This window comes from Paenarthrobacter sp. NPDC090520 (assembly GCF_044769205.1).
In the GTDB taxonomy this organism is placed as follows: Bacteria; Actinomycetota; Actinomycetes; order Actinomycetales; family Micrococcaceae; genus Arthrobacter.
The window spans coordinates 23,428-43,334 of the sequence record NZ_JBIVXM010000008.1; the positions used below are offsets into that span (position 1 = coordinate 23,428).

General features: G+C 62.1%; 17 protein-coding genes. 9 read left to right on the top strand and 8 right to left on the bottom strand.

The features are described from left to right. Positions 1-33 precede the first annotated feature (33 nt). Both ACIQTZ_RS11665 and ACIQTZ_RS11670 read right to left on the bottom strand, forming a co-directional pair. Positions 34-1,404, bottom strand: a complete 1,371-nt coding sequence (locus ACIQTZ_RS11665; protein ID WP_402980628.1) for an MFS transporter — start codon at positions 1,402-1,404, stop codon at positions 34-36. 307 nt (positions 1,405-1,711) lie between these two features. Then, positions 1,712-2,485, bottom strand: a complete 774-nt coding sequence (locus ACIQTZ_RS11670; RefSeq protein WP_402980631.1) for an IclR family transcriptional regulator — start codon at positions 2,483-2,485, stop codon at positions 1,712-1,714. Positions 2,486-2,631: 146 nt separating this feature from the next. On the opposite strand from ACIQTZ_RS11670, the gene ACIQTZ_RS11675 reads away from it, so the two are divergent. Genes ACIQTZ_RS11675 through ACIQTZ_RS11690 form a run of 4 tightly spaced genes read left to right on the top strand, consistent with a single transcriptional unit; the run spans position 2,632 to position 6,574 of the window. Then, a complete protein-coding gene (locus ACIQTZ_RS11675; protein WP_402980633.1) occupies positions 2,632-3,852 on the top strand; it encodes an FAD-dependent monooxygenase in 1,221 nt (406 codons plus the stop codon). Then, complete coding sequence (locus tag ACIQTZ_RS11680; RefSeq protein ID WP_402980636.1) at positions 3,852-4,913, top strand: maleylacetate reductase; 1,062 nt, start codon at positions 3,852-3,854, stop codon at positions 4,911-4,913. The genes ACIQTZ_RS11675 and ACIQTZ_RS11680 overlap by 1 nt, the downstream gene beginning before the upstream one ends. A gap of 10 nt (positions 4,914-4,923) precedes the next feature. Then, entirely contained in the window at positions 4,924-5,832 is a 909-nt protein-coding gene (locus tag ACIQTZ_RS11685; RefSeq protein ID WP_402980639.1) for a dioxygenase, read from the top strand. Position 5,833: 1 nt separating this feature from the next. After that, entirely contained in the window at positions 5,834-6,574 is a 741-nt protein-coding gene (locus tag ACIQTZ_RS11690; RefSeq protein ID WP_402980642.1) for a molybdate ABC transporter substrate-binding protein, read from the top strand. A 643-nt stretch (positions 6,575-7,217) separates the two neighbouring features. On the opposite strand, the gene ACIQTZ_RS11695 is transcribed toward ACIQTZ_RS11690, so the two are convergent. From ACIQTZ_RS11695 to ACIQTZ_RS11715, 5 genes are all read right to left on the bottom strand, one after another. After that, positions 7,218-8,222, bottom strand: coding sequence for an ABC transporter permease (locus tag ACIQTZ_RS11695; RefSeq protein ID WP_402980645.1), 1,005 nt, complete (start codon positions 8,220-8,222; stop codon positions 7,218-7,220). Positions 8,223-8,266: 44 nt separating this feature from the next. Continuing rightward, a complete protein-coding gene (locus tag ACIQTZ_RS11700; RefSeq protein WP_402980648.1) occupies positions 8,267-9,799 on the bottom strand; it encodes a sugar ABC transporter ATP-binding protein in 1,533 nt (510 codons plus the stop codon). 27 nt (positions 9,800-9,826) lie between these two features. Continuing rightward, on the bottom strand, positions 9,827-10,960 hold the full coding sequence (locus tag ACIQTZ_RS11705) for a sugar ABC transporter substrate-binding protein (protein ID WP_402980651.1): 1,134 nt from the start codon (positions 10,958-10,960) through the stop codon (positions 9,827-9,829). Between the two features lie 92 nt (positions 10,961-11,052). Continuing rightward, the gene (locus tag ACIQTZ_RS11710; RefSeq protein WP_402980654.1) at positions 11,053-11,697 is read right to left on the bottom strand and encodes a cysteine hydrolase family protein; all 645 of its coding nucleotides are present in this window, start codon (positions 11,695-11,697) and stop codon (positions 11,053-11,055) included. 9 nt (positions 11,698-11,706) lie between these two features. Continuing rightward, entirely contained in the window at positions 11,707-12,822 is a 1,116-nt protein-coding gene (locus ACIQTZ_RS11715; RefSeq protein WP_402980657.1) for an alcohol dehydrogenase catalytic domain-containing protein, read from the bottom strand. A gap of 155 nt (positions 12,823-12,977) precedes the next feature. Here ACIQTZ_RS11715 and ACIQTZ_RS11720 point away from each other — a divergent pair, with 155 nt between their 5' ends. Continuing rightward, positions 12,978-13,784 (top strand): IclR family transcriptional regulator, encoded by an 807-nt coding sequence (locus tag ACIQTZ_RS11720; protein WP_402980660.1) that lies wholly within the window; start codon positions 12,978-12,980, stop codon positions 13,782-13,784. Between the two features lie 33 nt (positions 13,785-13,817). Here the strand turns inward: ACIQTZ_RS11720 and ACIQTZ_RS11725 are convergent, their stop codons facing one another. Further along, positions 13,818-14,309: a MarR family winged helix-turn-helix transcriptional regulator gene (locus tag ACIQTZ_RS11725; protein WP_402980663.1), complete on the bottom strand. Its 492-nt coding sequence runs from the start codon at positions 14,307-14,309 to the stop codon at positions 13,818-13,820. A 131-nt stretch (positions 14,310-14,440) separates the two neighbouring features. On the opposite strand from ACIQTZ_RS11725, the gene ACIQTZ_RS11730 reads away from it, so the two are divergent. The 4 genes from ACIQTZ_RS11730 to ACIQTZ_RS11745 are packed head-to-tail and all read left to right on the top strand — an operon-like array spanning position 14,441 to position 19,626. Then, positions 14,441-15,298, top strand: coding sequence for a p-hydroxycinnamoyl CoA hydratase/lyase (locus tag ACIQTZ_RS11730; RefSeq protein WP_402980666.1), 858 nt, complete (start codon positions 14,441-14,443; stop codon positions 15,296-15,298). A gap of 10 nt (positions 15,299-15,308) precedes the next feature. Then, entirely contained in the window at positions 15,309-16,778 is a 1,470-nt protein-coding gene (locus ACIQTZ_RS11735; protein WP_402980669.1) for an aldehyde dehydrogenase, read from the top strand. A gap of 15 nt (positions 16,779-16,793) precedes the next feature. Further along, positions 16,794-18,362, top strand: a complete 1,569-nt coding sequence (locus tag ACIQTZ_RS11740; protein ID WP_402980672.1) for a class I adenylate-forming enzyme family protein — start codon at positions 16,794-16,796, stop codon at positions 18,360-18,362. 34 nt (positions 18,363-18,396) lie between these two features. Next, positions 18,397-19,626 (top strand): acyl-CoA dehydrogenase family protein, encoded by a 1,230-nt coding sequence (locus ACIQTZ_RS11745; protein WP_402980675.1) that lies wholly within the window; start codon positions 18,397-18,399, stop codon positions 19,624-19,626. Positions 19,627-19,907 lie beyond the last annotated feature (281 nt).

Here is a 19,907-nt window from a genome sequence, read left to right on the forward strand (position 1 = left end):
GGCCCAGGATGTGTCGTCTGTCCTGCCATCCTGTCAGGCCTCTGCCCCCACGCTGTCAATACAGCTAGCGGTCCGCTTGATGTCCAAATCTTCACCGTTTTGCCGGGCTGCTTCTTTGCGTCCCCAGCCGCCTGGCAGCAGTGCAACGGAGGTGATGGAGATAGCCGAGACGATAAGGAGATAGATAACGATCGCATCGCTGGACTGAGTGGCGGCAAACAGGGCAGTTGCAATTGTGGGGGCGAACGCGGATCCGCAGATCTGGGAGATGGTGTAACCCACCGACGCTCCGGTGTAGCGAACCTCCCGGGAGAAGACCATGGAGAACAACGAGCCGGTTACACCTGAGGTGGGCGACATGGCGATGCCGAAGATCAGCACCACGGCAAGGATAAAGTTGGCAGCGACGCCGGTATTGATGAGCATGAATGCCGGTCCGATGAGGACCGTCATGGCTACCGCTCCCATGAGGTACATGGTTTTGCGACCGTAGGTGTCGGAGAGGGCGCCGAAGACCGGCAGAAGGATGACAGCCACTAGTCCGGCGACGAAGATTCCGAGCAAGACGGTGGTGTGGTCGATCTTGACGATGGAGGTCGCGTAGTTCACCAGATAGGACATGGTGATGTAAGCAAAAACGCCTTGGCTGAGGTAGGTGCCGGCGACGAGGAAGATTTCCTTGGGGTGCCGACGGAAGGCTTCCTTGATCGGGAGCTTCACCAGTTCCTTCTTCTCACGAGCTGCTGCGAATGCGGGACTTTCGGCGACGGTGAGGCGGATGACCAGGCCAACAACGACCAGGACCGCACTGACGAGGAACGGCAGCCGCCAGCCCCAGGCGAGGAACTGGTCGCCGGGCAGTTGGGTGGCACCGAGGAAGACGACAGTAGCAAGGCTTACGCCGGCAGGTGCGCCCATCTGGGGAAACGCTCCATAGAAGCCCTTCTTGCCCTTCGGCGCGTGTTCCACGGCCATAAGAGTGGCTCCTCCCCATTCACCGCCCACACAGAACCCTTGAAAGAGGCGCAGGACGGTCAGCAGGATGGGTGCGAAGATGCCGATCTCTGCATAGCCGGGCAGGAGGCCCATCAGGAACGTTGCGGCGCCCATGCCGATCAGGGAAATGATGAGCATCTTCTTCCGCCCCACCCGATCACCGAAGTGGCCGAACACGATGCCTCCGAGAGGGCGGGCAAGGAATCCTACGCCGAAGGTAGCAAAGGACAGCAACGTGCCCATCAGTGGGCCGGCTTCGGGGAAGAACAGTTTCGGGAACACCAGCGCTGCTGCTGTTCCATAGATGAAGAAGTCGTAGTACTCGACTGTCGTGCCGATGAAACTTGCCATCGCAACCTTCATTGGGCCGGTACGGACTCCGTTGGTCGGGGATGTCTTCGGTGACATGTGGTTCCTTCGGGCTGGGAAAGGACATGGAAGGAGTCCCGTAACTTGGGACGTCCCGCGTGCACTTGGGATCTCCTCGACCACGTCGGTGCAAGCGATAGGTGGGTCCAGCGTGCCGTGACGAGCCCCACTCAAAATACGCATGTTCATTCAACGAACAGTTTTCTTAGAGCCGTCGCGTGCTGTCTTCTTGCCCACCAGTTGGCGGCGGCCACAATCTTGTCCTTAAGGGAGGAGGCCGCAAGCATCCGGTGCAGCTTTTACTCGGGCCTTTCCCCGTATGCCGGACTTTGTTTGTTGGGGCTTGCTACTGGGTGCGCCGGGACATTGCAGCTCCAAGTCCGCGGGAGATCCCTCGGCCGGCAGCCACCACGGCCGGCACAACTGAGTTCAGGTTCACTGTTCCGGCTGCAACAACGACAGAGAGCGCAGCAACGCACTCTCCGGAGGCGCCAAGGATGGCCGTCGCAACGGATTGCGCGTCCGGACTCGTCTCCTGGTTCACCAGAGCAAATCCTTTCCGCCGGTATTCGCCCAAGTCAGTTCGAAGCTTCGCGGGGTCAGTGACTGTCGTTGGCGTGTATGCCTGTAAGCCCGCCGAGGTGACTTGTTGAAACAGGCTCTCACCGCCGTGCGCCAGAAGGACCTTACCTACACCTGAACTGTGCAGCGGCAGGCGACCTCCTACTTGGGAAACCAGCCCGAGCGCCTTGGATGCGGACATCCGCTCGACAACTACAGCTTCCAGGCCGTCGAGCACCGCCAGCTGGACATGTTGCCGCAATGCACCGTGAAGATCCTCCATGAACGGCAAGGCGACTGTGCGAAGGGGAAGACTTCGGGGGGCAAGTGTGCCCAGTTCCCAGACCCGGATCCCGATGACGTACTTACCGTCGTCGGTCTTCTCCAGCAGGCCTTCGGAGAGTAACTCCAGTGCCAGCCGCCGCACTGTGGGATGGGGCATGCCGGTGCGGCGGGTGAGGTCGGCAAGGGTCAGGCTTTCACCGCCGGACCTGAAGGAAAAAAGAACGGCGCTCAGGCGCGAGGCCACGCTGCGCCCGGGCTCGGTGTTGAGCGGCATTGGCCCTCCTGGGGACGGTGGCTTCACCGACAATTGTTTGTTCAGTGGACATTATCCTCCCACGAGCTCGAGGGGCATGGACTATGGATCCAACCCCACAGCACCGAGTGTTGGCGATGTGATACTCCCTCCGGAAGGCAATAACCATGAGTACTGAAACGAACAGGACAGCGGAGCCGGAAGGTCCCCGTATTGTCATTCTGGGTGGCGGGATCGGCGGGCTGGCAGCAGCAGGGTTCCTGCACCGTGCCGGTCTTACTGCGACAGTTTACGAACAGGCCCCGGAGTTGGGCGCTGTTGGAGCTGGCCTCGTTGTCTCCCCCAACGCTGTACGCCTGATACGCCGCCTCGGCCATATCGATGCGTTCCTGGAAACAGCCGTGCCCTTGGAGGTGGGATGGGAATTCCGCCGCTGGGAGGATGGCGCAGTCCTCTCGTCAGAGCAGCTCACGGGCAGGTGCGAGGAACTCTACGGCGAACGAACCTATGTGGCCCACCGCGCAGATTTGCTGGATGCTGTTAAGGCGGCGGTCCCGTCCGAGTGGCTGCGCCTGGGCAAACGCTGCGTGGAAGTTCACCCACATGACAACGGCGCGAGGCTAACATTTGATGATAGCAGCACCGCCGATGCAGACGTCCTCATCGGTGCCGACGGAGTCCACTCAGTGGTGAGAAACGCGATTGCTGGCTCCGGCGCCGCAGAATATTCTGGCCTGTGCGCGTACCGGGCGATCGTGCCCATGGAAGATGCACCTGAATTTGCACGTCGGGCAGCCCAGACCTTGTGGATCGGCCCGGACCACCATCTGGTGCACTATCCCATTTCTGGCGGCAGCGCAGTAAACATCGTGGCTTTCGGCCCCGCCGGCGATTTCACCGCGGAATCCTGGAGCACGAAATCGACTGTCGATGAACTGCTCGCCGAATTTGACGGCTGGGATCCCCGGCTCACGGAACTGATCCGGGCAGCTGGAACCCCGGGACGCTGGGCACTCCTGGACCGTGAACCGTTGACGCAATGGTCCTATGGCCGGCTCTCCCTCCTTGGTGACGCAGCGCATCCGATGTTCCCCTTCTTCGCCCAGGGGGCTGCCCAGGCCATCGAAGACGGAGCCGCCCTCGCTCAGTGCTTGGCCGACGACCCGGAGGACCCTGCCCGCGCCCTGCGAACCTATGAAAAGGTTCGTATCAGCCGGACCACGAAGATCCAGCAGCTCAGCCGCGCCCGAAAACACATAAACCACCTGCCTGACGGACCCGAGCAGCGAGAGCGCGACGACACCCTGGCCCAGGGCGACCCCCTGGTCAGCAACGGCTGGCTCTATGGCCACGACGCCGAACTCGCAGCCAAGGAGGCGTTGGTCTGATGCCTACGTTTGAACATGTAACCCTAGGGCAGCGTGTGCTGTTCGGCTACGGCAAGGCAGCTGACAACCTCGCCGCAGAGGTATCCCGGCTGGGATCCGAGCGCGTCATGGTGATTGCTTCTGAATACGAGGCGCAAATTGCCGCGGACGTAGCAACAGGCATCGACGTCGCGTCCTTCTACGACGACGTTGCACCCCATGTACCTATCGAGAAGGCAGAAAAAGCGCGCTCGACGGCTGCGGAGATGGGCATTGACTTGCTGGTCTGTGTCGGCGGCGGCTCAACCACGGGCTTGGCCAAAGCCATGGCAATGACCACGGGGCTGCCCATCATCGCCGTCCCCACCACCTATGCCGGGTCCGAAGCCACCAACGTCTGGGGGCTGACGGAAGCGTCCCGGAAAACCACCGGTGTGGACGACAAAGTACTGCCTGTCACCGTAATTTACGACGCAGCCCTCACGCTCTCTCTTCCCGTGGATCTGTCCGTCGCTTCAGGCCTGAACGCATTGGCCCACTGTGTCGATTCGATGTGGGCTCCGCGTGCTGACCCGATTAATCAGGCGCTGGCCGCGGAGGGAATCCGCGCGCTAAACCAGGGCCTTCCGCTGATCAAAGACGACCCGTCCAGCCTTCTGGGCCGGGAACAGGCCCTATACGGGGCGTACCTTTCCGCGGTCGCCTTTGCTTCCGCCGGCTCAGGGATGCACCACAAGATATGCCACGTCCTCGGCGGGGCCTACAACATGCCCCACGCCCAGACACATGCCACTGTCCTGCCCTATGTGCTGGCATTCAACGCACCTTACGCACCGGACGCCGAGGTCAGGATCGCCGCAGCCTTCGGAACCGATGACGCCCTCAAGGGACTCAACTCCCTGTGTGAAACCCTTAGTGCCCCCAAGGCCCTGAAAGACCACGGCCTGGCTGAGGAAAACATCGCCGAAGCGGTCAAGCTAATCCTGCCCGCAATCCCCGACTCCAATCCACGCCCAGTCAACGAGGAAAACCTTGAGGAACTGCTCCGCTCCGCCTACTCCGGTACGGCCCCCGGACTTTAAGGAAACCGACATGACCACCGAGCCATCAACACAGCAGATTTCCGCCGAGCAGGTTGCTGTCGAGCAACAACTCGTGGACACCGTCGTCGCATCCTTCGACAAAGCCGAGGACCCACGACTGAAGGAACTGATGCAGTCCCTGACCAGGCACCTGCACAACTTTCTCCGCGAAGTGCGCCTCACCGAGGATGAGTGGAACGCCGCCATCGAGTTTCTCACCGCTGCCGGCCATATCACCGACGACAAACGCCAGGAATTCGTTCTTCTCTCCGATGTGTTCGGCGCCTCCATGCAGACCATCGCCATGAACAACCAGGCATACAAGGGCGCGACCGAAGCTACGGTCTTTGGACCGTTCTTCATCGCCGACGCGCCCGAAATCCCGATCGGTGGGGACATTGCCGGAGGTGCCAATGGCCAGCCCTGCTGGGTTGAAGGCACCGTCACCGACACCGAAGGGCGTGCTGTTCCCGGCGCACGTATCGAGGTCTGGGAAGCGGACGAAGACGGCCTTTACGACGTCCAGTACAGCGACGAGCGCGTGGCCGGACGCGCCCATCTGAAAACCGATCAGGACGGGAAGTACGCGTTCTGGGGCCTCACCCCGACCCCCTACCCCATCCCACACGACGGGCCTGTCGGTAAAATGCTCGAGGCCGTGGGCCGGTCCCCCGTGCGCGCGTCCCACCTCCACTTCATGGTTACCGCTGACGGCCTGCGCCCCCTGGTAACACACATTTTCGTCGAGGGAGACCCTCAAATCGAAATTGGCGACTCCGTGTTCGGCGTCAAGGATTCACTGATCAAGAAATTCGAAACGCAGCCCCCCGGCACCCCCACGCCCGACGGTCGGAACGCGAACAACCAGTCCTGGGCCCGCACACGCTTTGACATCGTCCTTGCCCCAGTTCATACATGAGATGAGAACAACCAGCGCACCGCGCAATAGGGCGGGGTCGGACCCCGCGCCCGGCGCCGCCCTATCGCTGTTCTGTGCTGTGGCCCTAAGAAAGGCAGTAGAAGAGCAAATCCTCCCCGCATTCATAAGGGCAACCGGAACGCTCGTAGACGTCGTTTTCGAACCGACCGGCCTGCTCCTGCAGCGGATCGAAGCCGGCGCGCGGCCCGGGATCTTCGTAGGAATGACAGGGTCACTGGAAGCTTCTGCTTCCTCTGACGTCTTCGACCTTCCATCGGGCAAGCCGGTCGCGAAGTCCGGAATAGGGGTCGCCGTGCCTCCGGACGCCAGCAGCCCCGATATTGGTTCAGTTGACGGGCTCATCAGCACGCTGACAACCGCACGCTCCGTCGCGTATTCCCGGAATGGACCGAGCGGAGTCTACTTCTCCCGCCTGCTTCGTGAACTGGCCATAGCCGATCAGGTGAATTCCCGATCTACAATCGTTGACCAGGGCCCCACCGCCTATGCACTCCTTGACGGGCGGGCTGACATAGCCATCCATCAGTTGAGTGAACTGATGCTCGTCCCCGACGCGACAGTCGTCGGCCCCCTCCCGGACACCGTCCAGCACTACACCGAATTCTCCGCAACATTCTCGCGCAAGGCCCTCAACGACGCTTTTGCCTCTGCCCTTTTTCGTTTCCTGACCGGCCCACTGGCCAGGCGCGCCTACCGCCGCAGTGGCCTACAGTCCCCCTGATACCCGAGACATAGCTCCCCGTGGGGCCACCCGCAGCGCATGGTCCCCGTTCCACGAACCCCGGTCTCCCCACGCCGTGTTCCAACCGGGTACCCTTTCCCCGGACTCAACCAGCTGATCTGCCGGGTGCGGCCTGCTGCTCTCAACGCTGCAGTAAAGGGCAGCCATAACCCGTGCCGTCCCGATGCCCCCGCCGGCGCAGAAAATCATGCCCTTGACGGAACCATCCCGCCACCGGATCCAGCTTCAGCCTCGCCACCAGGGTCGTTCTTTTCTACGGGCACTCCCCCGGCAGGCAAGCTGCCTGACACCTGATCGCCGTAGGGTCCGGATGTTCTGATCAACGGATTGGCCTGCAGGCGGCGGGGCAGGCGCCGACGATACGGAGCCAGGGTCCGCCTTTGCCTGGACGCGGTGAGCTGGGGCCGAATGCTTAGCGAAGCGGCCGTCCGCAGCAGGTTCGGATGGCGGGGGTTGGTCCTGGCCCGCTCCTTGGTCCCGGAGGAAGCTAGAGCACACAGGAAAGCGGTCCCAGGCAACCAGGCCCTGGGACCGCTTTCTTTGCACCTGAATCCGGGTGTGGTGCCAGCAAACGGATGGCAGTCCCCGTAGGGGGCGTACATCGGGGGGCACCTGAGGCCGGTTAAGTGCGGCCGTTGACCCCTCTGCGGGCCACGATCACGGAGGCAGATACTGCTGCGAGCAGGGCTACTCCGTTGAAGACGTTCGCTACCCAGGTTTGGGCGCCCATTAGAGTCAGGCCGTTGCTGCCCACGGCAAGTAGAAATGCTCCGACGACTGTGCCCCATACGTTGAAGAAGCCCGGCCGTATGGTTGCTGCCCCCAGGAATGCTGCTGCGTAGGCCGGCAACAAAAACTCCGGCCCCAGGGTGGGCGGTGCGCTTCCGGACCGGGATGCCAGCAGGAATCCGGCAAAGGAGGCCAGCAGCGCTGCCAGCACGAAGGATGCGGTGAGATAGCGTTCTGTCCTTACGCCGCTGAGTCGGGCTGCCGGGCGACCCATGCCCGTGGCCCGGAGATAGCGGCCGAAAGGTGTGCGCTCCAGCAGATACCAGATGACAAGAACGAGAACGAGGGCGTACGCGATGACGACCTGGGTCCGGGAGCCGGGGACGGACGTGAGCCTCGCGAATTCTTGGGATTCAAGGGTCATCAATGATCCGCGGGTCAGCAACAAGTTTAAGCCGGCAAGGATGGTGGCCATTGCCAACGTTCCGATGAAGGCATTGATGCCGATTTTGACAATGAAGAAGGCGTTCACGGCTCCGACCAGCAGGCCGAAAATGAGAGTCCCTGCCAGTACCAGCGGCAGAGGCACCCCGGCGTTCGACAGGGCGATGGAGAGAATCGAGGAAAAGCCCAGAACCGCTGCAATGGAGAGGTCAAATTCACCGGCGGCCAGGGGAAGGATAGCAGCCAGGGCCAGGATAATGGGTATGGACTGGTCTGCGACGATTGCCGTGAGGTTCCCGGACGTCGGAAAGGTCCGGGGCATAAGCAGCGCAAAAATGGCGACGAGGAGAACCAGGAACACGATAACGCCGTAGCGGGTAAGAAATGCGCTCGGTCCTGGTCGGGTCCGTGCCTGGCCCGGCGTCGGCCGGGCTTTCGTCATGGTGGAAACCATTGCTGTGGTGATCCTTTTCGTGGAGGGTGATGGGCTGCCGGACGTCATTGGTCGGCGCCGGCGCAGAGGAGGGCAAGCTGTTTTTCGGTGATTTCGTCGGGGCCGGATGCGGAGGCGGCAATGGCTCCGCGGTCAAGGACGATGACGCGGTCGCACAGGCCAACGAACTCATCGAAGTCCGTTGATGCGACGATGACGGCTTTTCCGGTGGCTGCGAATCCGCGGATGATGTTCCAAATTTCCTGCTTGGCCAAGGCATCGACGCCCTGCGTTGGCTCGTCGAGCAGGAGCACCTCCGTTGCCCGGCTGGCTGCTCTGGCAATAACAACCTTCTGTTGGTTACCGCCAGAGAGGGTGCTGATCGGGGACCGGATGTCCCCGGTCTTGACCTGGTAGGTCGCGGCAAGACCTTGGGCCGAAAGGGATTCGGATTTCAGGCGCAGGAGTCCGCCCTTGAAGAAGGTGTCCAGGCTGCCCATGGTCAGGTTATCGGTGGTTGCCATGCCGAGAATGCATCCTTCGACCCTGCGGTCCTGTGGCACGGAAACGACGCCCCGCTTCACGGCAGTTCCCGGGTGTGTGGGTTGGTACGGCTGGCCGTTAAGCTGCATGGTTCCCTGGTGCGGGCGTTGCGCGCCGGAGAGCAGCCGGATCAGCTCACTCCGCCCACATCCGACGAGCCCTGCCACGCCAAGAATTTCACCTGCCCGGACTTGCAGGCTTACGTCCTGGAGCGTGGTTCCTCGGAGGTTATTGACTTCGAGCACGACGGGTGTCCCGCTGAGGTCGGTCCGGCGTGGTTCTTTGGCCGCGATGGTTTGTCCTACGACCCTGGAGACAATGTCCGGGATCTGCAATTCTGCTACCGCCTCCTCCACGACGAGTTCCCCGTCCCGAAGGACGATGAGGTTGTCCGCCAGCCGCCTGACTTCTTCTGTGCGGTGGCTGACGTAGACAACCGTGCCCCCGTGGTCGCGGAGTCGTTCAACGGTGGCCATGACTGCGTGGACTTCATCAGCGGGAAGTGATGCCGTAGGTTCATCCAAGACCAGAACGTTCCTGGCGAACACGTCCTCGTCTTCGCCATCATGCTGGAACGCCCGAGCCATCCCGACCATGGTCCGCAAGGTCGGGCTCAGGTCAGCGACTTTGGTCTGCGGGTGAACTGGCAGGTCGAAACGCTGCAGGACCTGGGTGACATATTCGTCCTGCTCCCGTTGGGCGATGGGACCCAGTGCGAAGGGGGCTCTGAAGCGCCCAACCATGGCGAAGTTGTCCGATATCGTCAGGGGCCCTACCAGTCCGACTTCCTGGTGGAGGAATCGCAGCCCCAAGGCATGGGCGCGCTTTGGGGTCAGGTGTCCGGTAATCGGGGAGCCCCCGATGGTGATCCGGGAGCCGGGGTCGGGTCGGTATATGCCGGCGAGGATCTTGATCAGCGTCGATTTGCCGGAACCGTTCATGCCCAGCAGGGCGGTGATCTTTCCGCGTTCGAAGCCGGTAGTCACCGACTTAAGTGCTTTCGTGGCACCGAAGGAGATACTCAGGCCTTCGCATGCAACGGCGTAGTTGGTCATCTTGGTGTCCTGGATCCGGGCCGGCTGCTACTTGGCCGACTTCCAGACGGTGAGGAACGCGTTTTTCCAGTCAGCGTCGCCATCCCAAGGCACCGTAGTGACATTCGAGGAAGTGATCAGCTTGTTCGGCACCGTCCGCTGCCGGTCGGCGTCAGCGAGGGGACCGCTGAACAAACGGTTCATTTGATCTACCGCGCTGTAGGCGATCCATTCGATGGAATACCCGACGGAGCCGAGGACCGGCTTGTTCCCTGCCTGAAGGTCTTTCAGGGAGGACGGGTCCCCGTTGTGGGACACGATCTTGATGTCGGGATTGGACGAGCGTTCGATGACGGGGTTGATCGCCGCGACGACAGGATCGTATGCTGCCCAGACCGCGTTAATATCGGGATTCGCAGTCAGGGTGGCCTGGAACTCCTGGGGAAGAGTGGTCTGCAGCCCGGACAACTGGAACTCCATTTCCTTGACGATTGTGCACGAGGGGCAGAATTCCTTCAGTCCTTCCGTGAAGCCTTTATGCCAACCGATGACGGCGGGGAACTGGGGATCATTGATAGTGACGACGCGGCCGTGGCCTCCTGTTTCAACGGTGAGCAGGGCGGCGTTCATGCGGCCGGCTTGGACGTTGTCCGTGCCTGTTTGGGCATCAGCGAACTCCTTGGAGTTGGGTTCCATGGCGTTGACGACCTTGATTCCGGCGGCCCGGGCGAGGGCAACGTCGTCCTTGACGAGAATTTCCGGGATTGCCCCGAGCACGATGCCGTCGGCTTTGAGCTGCATGGCTGTGCGGATGGCCTGACGCATCTTTTCAGGGTCCCCGGCAGGGTCGATCATGCGGGTGTCCCAGCCCAGCGTCTTGCCGGCCTCCTGCACGGAGTCGGCCACCCGCTTGCACCCATCTGCCGCGTAGGTGCAGGGAATGACGATGATGGACTTATTCTTGGCGATGGCGGGAGAGTTGGAAGCCAGTGTCACGTCTGTGACCTTTGCTTGGGACTTTTCGACGAAGTCTTTGGCTTGAGACAGCGCCTGCTGGCCGGCGTTGTCGAGGCCTTGGTCTGGCTGGCCTGCGGAGGAACCTGCGCAGGCGGCCAGGGAGAGGAGCAGTGCGGTGGTGGCCCCAAGCGTCATTGCTGAGGACCTGCTTCGATTTTTGGGCATGTTCTTCCTTCGACGGTGTGAAGCAGCGGATGGGTGTGCGGTCCCCAGCCGGGGACCGCACGGTAGAACACGGCAGGGGGTGAAGGGACGGGCTAAGAGGCCGAGCCAACTGGTTGTGCCGTGACGCCCTGCAGCGCGGCGCGGATTTCGTCGACTGTGGCTATTTGCCCCAGCAGCGAAAAGGTCTCAAGCGTCGCATCGTGTGCGGCATCCGTTGCCGCAGCGCAGGCGTCCGAGACGATGACGGCGTGGTATCCGAGATTCACGGCGTCCCGGGCAGTTCCTTCGACCGTGATGTTGGTGGCCACACCGGTGAAGAGCACCGTTTCAACTCCGAGGCGGCGCAGGATCGAATCCAAGGACGTGACCGGGAACGCGGAAGTACCGGGGTGGCTGACCACCGGTTCGGTATCCAGCGGAGTCAGTTCCTCAATGATCTGGGCACCGGGGCTTCCCTCCACGAGGGCGTTCAGGTCCTTGATGGCATGGCTGAGTCCGGTGTTCATGATGAGTTCGGGGTAGCCGGCCTGGAAGGCGGCGCGCGCCCAGATAACCGGGACACCGGCTTCCCTGGCGGCCTGGACTAGACTCCGGGTGCTGTCAATGACGCCGTGCCGCTGGACGGCCTCGGCGAAGAAGGGGGCGAACGCCCCTTCAGTGGTCACAATGTCCCGCTGCCAGTGCACGTTTACCAGTGCGGTGCGGGCGGGATCGAACTGCAGCTCGTTGGCCGTCATGGCGTTGTCCTACTTTTCGTTCGGGCTGATGATGTAGTTGCTGAAACCGCCGTGACGGTTCTCGATGCCGTTGATTGCGTCGTTGACCTTTGCCAGCGGGTAGACCACGTTTTCGAAGATGGACAGGTCGACCATGCCGTTGGCAGCCATGGCTGCCATGTCCTGGCCCTCCCCTGCGGTGAACCATACGGAGCCAATCAGCTGCTGCTGCTGGTCCATCATATGGTGGACGTCGATGGGGACATCCCCGGCGGTCGCGCCGATGTTGACGGCCTTTCCGCCGCGGCGCAGGGATTTCATCCCCTGGATGAAGGGATCGTGCGGTGTGCCGGGGCCAAGGGCGCTGATGTGGACGTCGACTCCGCCGCCCGTGACGCTGTGAACCCATTCATCGATCGGTCCGTCGAGGCTGGAGAACGTCTGGATCCGCTCGGGCGCCAGGGCACGGACTCTTTCCAGCAGGGTGCGGTCACGTCCCGTGCCCAGGATTTGTGTGGCTCCGAGGGCCAGTGCGTACAGGGCGGCGCCGAGGCCGAGCGTTCCGCTGATGCCGTTGATGAGCACGGTGGTGTCGGTCCCGACGTTGGCCTTACGCAGCGCGGAGTACGCGGTGCCAAGGTAGCCGAATCGGGCAGCGTGTTCGAAGCTGACCGAGTCCGGCAGTTTAACCAGCGCATACTGCGGGGCGATCATGTACTCGGCCAGTCCGCCGTAGGGGTAGCGGTCCAACATTTTGGTGGCCGTCGGCGTGAAGCCGAAGTAGCCGGAGAATGCGTAGCTGGTGCAGTTGATATGGTCTCCGCGGCGGCAGGCCAGGCACCCGCCGCAATAGCGACCCGGGTTGACGTAGACCCGGTCCCCCGGCGCGAACCCGTGGACGTCGGAGCCTACCGCTTCGACGACGCCCGCCGGGTCGAGGCCGAAGATTGCCGGAAGAGCGGGAAGGGGGTTCTGGGGAAACCAGGTCGTCCAGTTCGCGAGAATGTTCGCGAGGTTCGGCACGATGTTGCACGCCTGCACAGATACCCGCACGTCCGCCGGGCCGGGCTCGGGAAGGGGCACTTCCTCCAGCACCATCGGCGCTCCGATCTCGTGCATGCGGGCTGACATCATTGTCCTGGTCACTACTCACTCCTGTGTGATGTTTGAGGGCCGGCATCAATGCCGTTCACTTCAATATAAGAGCCTCTGATGTGACGGGTGACACGCATGCCCACTCAGTGGGAAACTAGTCTGCAAGAGTTGAATAAGAAGAGCCCCTGATATCGAAGGAGCGTCGTATGGCGGGCAACAGCTCAACACCCGGGCAGTCGGTGGCCGCGAAACTTTTTCTCGTGCTGGACGCCTTCGCCGGAGAGCGAACGGTGCTGTCGATGTCCGACATCGCACGTTTCACGGCCCTGCCGACCAGCACGGTCCATCGCCTTATCCAGGACATGGTCACCTGGGGCGGCCTTGAGCGAACATCCGGCGGTGGCTATGCCATCGGAGTCAGGCTCTGGGAGATCGCGGCAAGGTCCAACCGCAGCTACGGCCTGAGGGAGGCGGCCATGCCATTCCTCCAAAGCCTCTGGGAAACGACGAAGGCGCATGTGCTCATCGCCGTCATGGACGGCACTGATGCTCTCTTGATAGAGCGGATCGCCGGAACCCGCAGCGTGCCCGCGGCCGGCCGGGCCGGGGGCAGGCTGCCGCTTCACGCAAGCTCCTCCGGAAAGGTCTTGCTGGCATACGCCGAACCTGAGATCCGGGACGCCGTGCTGGCTTCGCCCTTGGCCCGTTACACAACAAATACACACACTGACCCGGAGGTCCTTCGTCTGGAACTGGACCGTATCAAGATCGATGGCGTGGCCACATCAGAAAACGAACTGACCCCGGGATCCGTGTCCTGCGCGGCCCCCGTGTTCGGTCCGCCGGAAGTGGGCATGGCCGCGGTGTCACTCCTGAGTTCACCAGGGATCCGGGACCTGAAAGAGATGAAACTCCTCGTGCAGATGGCCGCGCGCGGACTCTCCCACACCCTCGCCGGCAGCCACGCTGCCTCCACCATCAGCCCCCGTTTGCACCGGCAGGCAGGGAGCTAGACGGTATAGGGCAGGACGGCCGCCGCAACTCGTCTACCGCAGCGGTTCAGGCCCGTCGGCCAAAAGGTTCTGGACGCAGGCCTCCATGGTTTCGCGCAGGCGCCTGATCTGGGCGTCGGAGAGCCCGGCGAGCATCTGCTTCTCGATTCGGTCGGCTGCTTCCTCGCTGCGCGCAAGGACACCTTCGCCCGCAGCCGTAAGGAAGTTACGCAGAATCCGCTGATGCCCCACATCGGCACGCCGCTCGATGAACCCACTGCGCTCGAAAGCGGCGACCATTACCTGCATCGACTGAGCTGTGACGAAAGACCGGCGGGCCAGCTGAGCCGATGAAAGCCCCGGACTTCTCCGCAAAATACTCAAGGCGGCGTATTGCGGGGTGGTCAGACCCTGTTCCTGCATGATCGCGTCCAGGTCCCGTCGGACAGCCGACTCCAGGCGCTTCACCAGATAGGTCACACGGGCGTGCGGCTCGTCAGCAACGTGCTCACCGGGATGGCCGAGGTTGGAGAGTTCTGCAGACATGGTTGACAGCTTATCAGAATGCCTGATATCAATTGTATCAGAAACACTGATACTCATTCCGGAGCCTGATGCAGCCTAAGACGGCCGAACCCGGGACCACATCCACCCACCCATTCCGCAGAAGGATTGTCATGCCAGTTGAAAACACCACGCCCCAGGTGCCCTGGGGCAACACCGTTCTCGTCGATTTCGACGAAAATAGCATCGCCTGGGTCCGCTTCAACCGCCCGGAAAAGCGCAATGCAATGAATCCGACGCTGAACCGTGAAATGTACGCCACGCTGGAATATCTTGAAACGGATGACCGGTGCGCAGTCCTGGTCCTGACCGGAACCGAAGAGTCCTGGTCCGCGGGGATGGACCTTAAGGAGTATTTCCGCGAAACGGACGGCAAGCCCCGTTCGATACAGAACAAGGTCCGCACCGAGGGGACGAACTGGCAGTACCGCAAACTGCTCAGCTACCCCAAGCCGACCATCGCTATGGTCAGCGGCTGGTGTTTCGGGGGCGCATTCGTGCCCTTGGTCTCCTGCGACCTGGCCGTCGCCGCCGAAGATGCAACCTTCGGCCTTTCCGAAGTGAACTGGGGCGTCACTCCCGGTAACCTGGTCACCCGCGCCCTCGCCGAGACCATCCCGACCCGGGACGCGATGTACTACATCATGACCGGCGAACAATTCGATGGCCGTCGGGCCTCCCAAATGCGGCTGGTCAATGAGGCTGTCCCGGCCGATCAACTGCGCGAACGCACCATTGCGTTGGCCAGGCAGCTGACCAGCCTCAGCCAGTGGGTCGTGCGCGGTACCAAGATGGGCTTCCGGCACTCCCGGCTCATGTCTTGGGAAACTGCTGAAGACTTCCTGTACGCCAAGCACGACCAGGCCATTCTGTTCGACACCGACGCCAGGGAACAGGGCATGACGCAGTTCCTGGACGAAAAGACCTACCGGCCCGGCTTGGGCACCTACACCACCGCGACCGCAGAGTAAGGAGCCTGTGATGACCACAACAACAGACATTGTCAGAGTTCCCCTCAGGATCGCCGGCGAGGCCGCCGACCCCGCCAGCGGACGCTACTTCGATAAGATCCAGCGTCTGACCGGGGCGACAGTGGCTACCGTCGCGGCGGCTGGACGAGCCGATGCGGAACGTGCCGTCGACGCTGCAGCTGCCGCTGCTCCGGTATGGGCGGCCACCCCGCCAGCCCAGCGCCGAAAGATTCTGGAGGCAGCAGCAACGCTGCTGACCGAACGCAGCCATGACATCGCTGCCGTCATGGGCAAGGAAATGGGAGCCGCAGCCGCCTGGTGCCATTTCAACGCCATGCTCGCCGCCAACATGCTCCGTGAAGCCGCCGCCCAGGTCTACTCGATGGTTGGCCAGGTCATCCCCTCAGACGTGCCAGGACTCTCCGCGACGGCTGTGCGTGAACCCGCCGGCGTCGTTGTCGGTATCGCCCCCTGGAACGCGCCGCTGATCCTTGGAGTGCGCGCTGTGGCCATGCCGTTGGCTTTCGGGAACACCGTGGTTCTGAAAGCCTCTGAAGAGACTCCGGCGACGCACTCAGCGATCATCGAATGCCTGATCGACGCCGGTCTTCCTGCCGGCGTGGCCAACCTGATCACCAACGCACCCGAAGACGCCGCCGACGTCGTCGACGCCCTTGTCACCCATAAAGCGGTCCGGGTCATCAACTTCACCGGGTCCACGAAGGTCGGCCGGATCATCGCCGAAAAGGCCGGCAGGAACCTGAAGCGCTCCGTCATGGAGCTGGGCGGCAAAGCCCCGTTCATCGTACTCAAAGACGCAGACCTTGAGGCCGCCGCCGCAGCCGCCTCCTTCGGCGCGTTCATGAACCAGGGCCAAATCTGCATGTCCACCGAACGCATCATCGTGGACAAAGCCGTCGCAGCCGAGTTCGCCCAGTTGCTGGCCGAGCGGGCCGCCAAGCTGGTCGTCGGCGATCCCTCAGACCCGGCAACACAGCTCGGCCCGCTGGTCCACCAGGCATCCGTCGAACACGTCACCGCTCTGGTTCGCGACGCTGTCGAAAAGGGTGCAACAGTCCTCACCGGCGGCGGAGCCGATGGACTGTACTTCCCCGCAACAGTTCTCACAGGTGTCACCAAGGCCGCGAGGATCTACACCGAGGAATCCTTCGGCCCGCTGGCGCCGATCATCGAGGTCGACGGCGCCGACGAGGCCATTGAAGTTGCAAACGACTCGGAGTACGGTCTCGCCGCGGCCCTGTTCACCAGCGATGTCAGCCGTGGAATGGGGCTGGCGCGACGTATTCAGTCCGGCATTTGCCACATCAACGGAGCCACTGTCCACGATGAGGCACAGATGCCTTTCGGCGGGGTTAAATCCAGCGGCTTCGGCCGCTTCGGTTCCGCAGCTTCTCTGGAAGAATTCACCGAACTGCGGTGGATCACCGTTTCAACCGAAGAACGCCACTACCCTATCTAGTCAATGGAGACACTTGTGAGTATTGCCGGAGCTTCCGACAGTCCTGCCCTGCACGGGCTGGAAAGGGGCCAGTTCCCGGGGCTGAGATATGGGGAGCTGGTGGAGCGCCGGGCGCTCCGACAGCCCCTCCGCACCGCCATCATCCACGAAGGGGTGCGCATTACCTACGGGAAACTGCTCGAACGGATCCATGCGGCAGCCGCGTTCCTGACGTCCCAAGGCGTCCGGCCAGGCGACAGGGTGGTCTGCGTCAGCGAGAACCGCCCCGAAATACTCACGGCGCTCTATGCTTGTTCACGCATCGGCGCGGTCTTCACGCCGGTAGGAATTGCGGCTCCCGCCGTGGATGTGAAGTTCATCCTCCGCGATCTGTCCGCAACAACAATCCTGGTATCGGAACGGTCCGTTCCGACGGCTCTGGAAGCCGTCGGAACGGACACCGCCGTCAGCATGATCCAACTCGAAGCCCAATCCCGCCACGGGCTTCCATCCATCCCGGTCAAGACCGCTGCGGAAGTCGAAGAGGTCCGGCCGGAGGCTGACAGCCCTGCCATCATCATTTACACCTCAGGCACCGCCGGGCACCCCAAGGGCGTCGTCCTCACCCACAGCGCGCTGTTCTTTAACGGTGTCAACACCCTTTTGGGGTTGGATATCGTCTGCGACGACGTAACACTGGTGAACACCCCGCTCTCCCACATTGCCGCACTGAACACGATTGCCGTCGCGACCCTGCACAAGGGCGGCAGCGTAATCATTGACAGCAAGTTCGACGCATCCCGCTGCCTCGAACAGATCAGTGAGTACGGAATCACCACCATGTTCGCCGTTCCCTCAATGCTGACCCTGATGGCTCAAAGTCCTGGCTTCGCCCAAGCCGATACCTCAAGCCTCCGCTGGATCCTCGGAGGCGGGGCACCCATGCCACCGGAACTCGTCGCCCTCTGGTCTCAGCGGAACGTCCCCGTCCTGGCTTCCTACGGAATGACCGAGGCCGGGCCCTCCATCAGCTTCAGGCGCCGGACCGACGCCTCGGGCAAAGCAGAATCATCCGGGACGCCGGCCCTGCTGACGGATGTCCGCATTGTCTCCGCGGACGGAACCGACCTCCCGCCAGGGCAAATCGGCGAAATCCTGGTCCGCGGAGCACATACCGCATCGACTTACTGGCGGGACGCCAAAGCAACCGAGGCAGCCTTCGTCGATGGCTGGCTTATTACGGGTGACAGGGGCCTGATTGATGCCGACGGTGATCTCTGCATCACCGGCCGTTCGAAGGAAATCATCATTACCGGCGGAGAGAACGTTGACCCGGCAGAAATTGAACACCTGATTGCCGGCTACCCGGGCATTCTGGACGCCGCGGTGATTGGCCGACCCGACCCGTTGTGGGGTGAAGTCATCACCGCCGTGATCGTCTCCGAGTCCAACGTTGAACTCAAGGAGCTCCAGGAATACCTCCGCCCTCATCTGGCCAGATTCAAACTTCCGCGCCAGATTGAACGAAGGGAAGAACTGCCTCGCAGCCCTGTCGGAAAGCTACTCCGGCGTGAACTGCGCATCCTCCCGCCGGACACCCACTAACCTCAAGCCAACCCGGAATGCAGAAGGAAACACGATGACCGCAGCCACCCACGAAACCACGCAGTCCGAGAAAACAACTCTGCGGACCCGCCTTTACGGCGAGTGCGATCCCATGAACTATGAAGCGCTGCTCACCGATGTCGAGCAAGGGGAACTCCTCAAACTTCGTGAATTCCTCGAAACGGAAGCCAAGCCCCTGCTTGCCGACTACTGGGAGCGGGGCGAGTTCCCCGCCCAACTCATCAAGCCCATGGCGGCACTGGACCTCATCACCCCGGCGTCCCTCACCGTCGGCGGCGCAAAACCACGGTCGCTGTACGAAGGCTTCCGCAACTTTGAACTGGCCCGCACGGACGCCTCGCTGGCAACGTATTACAACGGACAGTCCGGGCTCTTCCGGACAACAGTGCTGCGTGGCGGCAGCGAGGACCAAGCCAAGACATGGCTGCCGCTCATCGATTCCTTCGAAATGACCGGCGTTTTCGCCCTCACGGAGCCAGAGCACGGCTCCGATATCGCCGGCGGACTAACAACATCCGCCCGCAGAAGCGGGAACACCTGGGTCATCAGCGGGGAAAAACGCTGGATCGGAAACGCTGTATTCGCTGACTACCTCGCAGTCCTTGCCCGGGATGTCGTCGACGGCCAGATTAAAGCTTTCCTCGTGAAAACGGACGCACCCGGCGTCACCATGAAAACCATCGGCGGAAAGATGTCGCTGCGCATGGTCCAGAACTCGGATATCTCGTTGGACAGCGTTGAAGTAACTGAAGAGTTCAGGCTGGCGCGCATCAATTCCTTTGCCGACGTTGCCGACCTGCTCCGCTCCATGCGCTCCGGCGTTGCATGGTTCGCCGCCGGTGTGCAGGCAGGAGCGTACGAAGCAGCACTGAAGTACGCAACGGACCGCGAACAGTTCGGAAGACCCATCTCCGGGTTCCAGATGGTCCAAGACAAACTCGTCAGTATGCTCGGCAACACCATCGCCTCACTGGGCATGGTCGTCCGGCTCTCCCAGCAGCAGGACGAGGGCGTCTACCGAGACCAGGACTCCGCGATGGCGAAGGCCTGGACGTGCTCTCGTATGCGCGAAACCGTGGCCTGGGCCAGAGAAATGGCCGGAGGAAACGGCATCCTCCTCTCAAACGATGTCGGACGGTTCTTCGCCGACGCCGAAGCGATCTACACATACGAGGGAACAAAAGAGATCAACACCCTGGTCGTGGGTAGAGCCATCACCGGCCGCAGCGCATTCACCAAATAGCTGGGCCCGCCCAGACCGTTTTTTAAACGCGGCGGCGCCTGGAGGCCAGCGTCAGGCAAACTTGCGGCCTTGGTCCGCCTTGATGATCGCTTTGCCGCAGACACACACAGAAAGGGGATCACGGTGACGAGATTCAGAGTTGACGATTGGTACCGCTTGCCCTCCGCCACCGTGGAGATCCGCCGATATGGGGTGTTCGTCCGAAACGGAACTATCGAATCAGCTACCCCTGATTCAACAATGCTCTGGTTAGCATCCGAGGGTGTCGACAGCCGCGTATT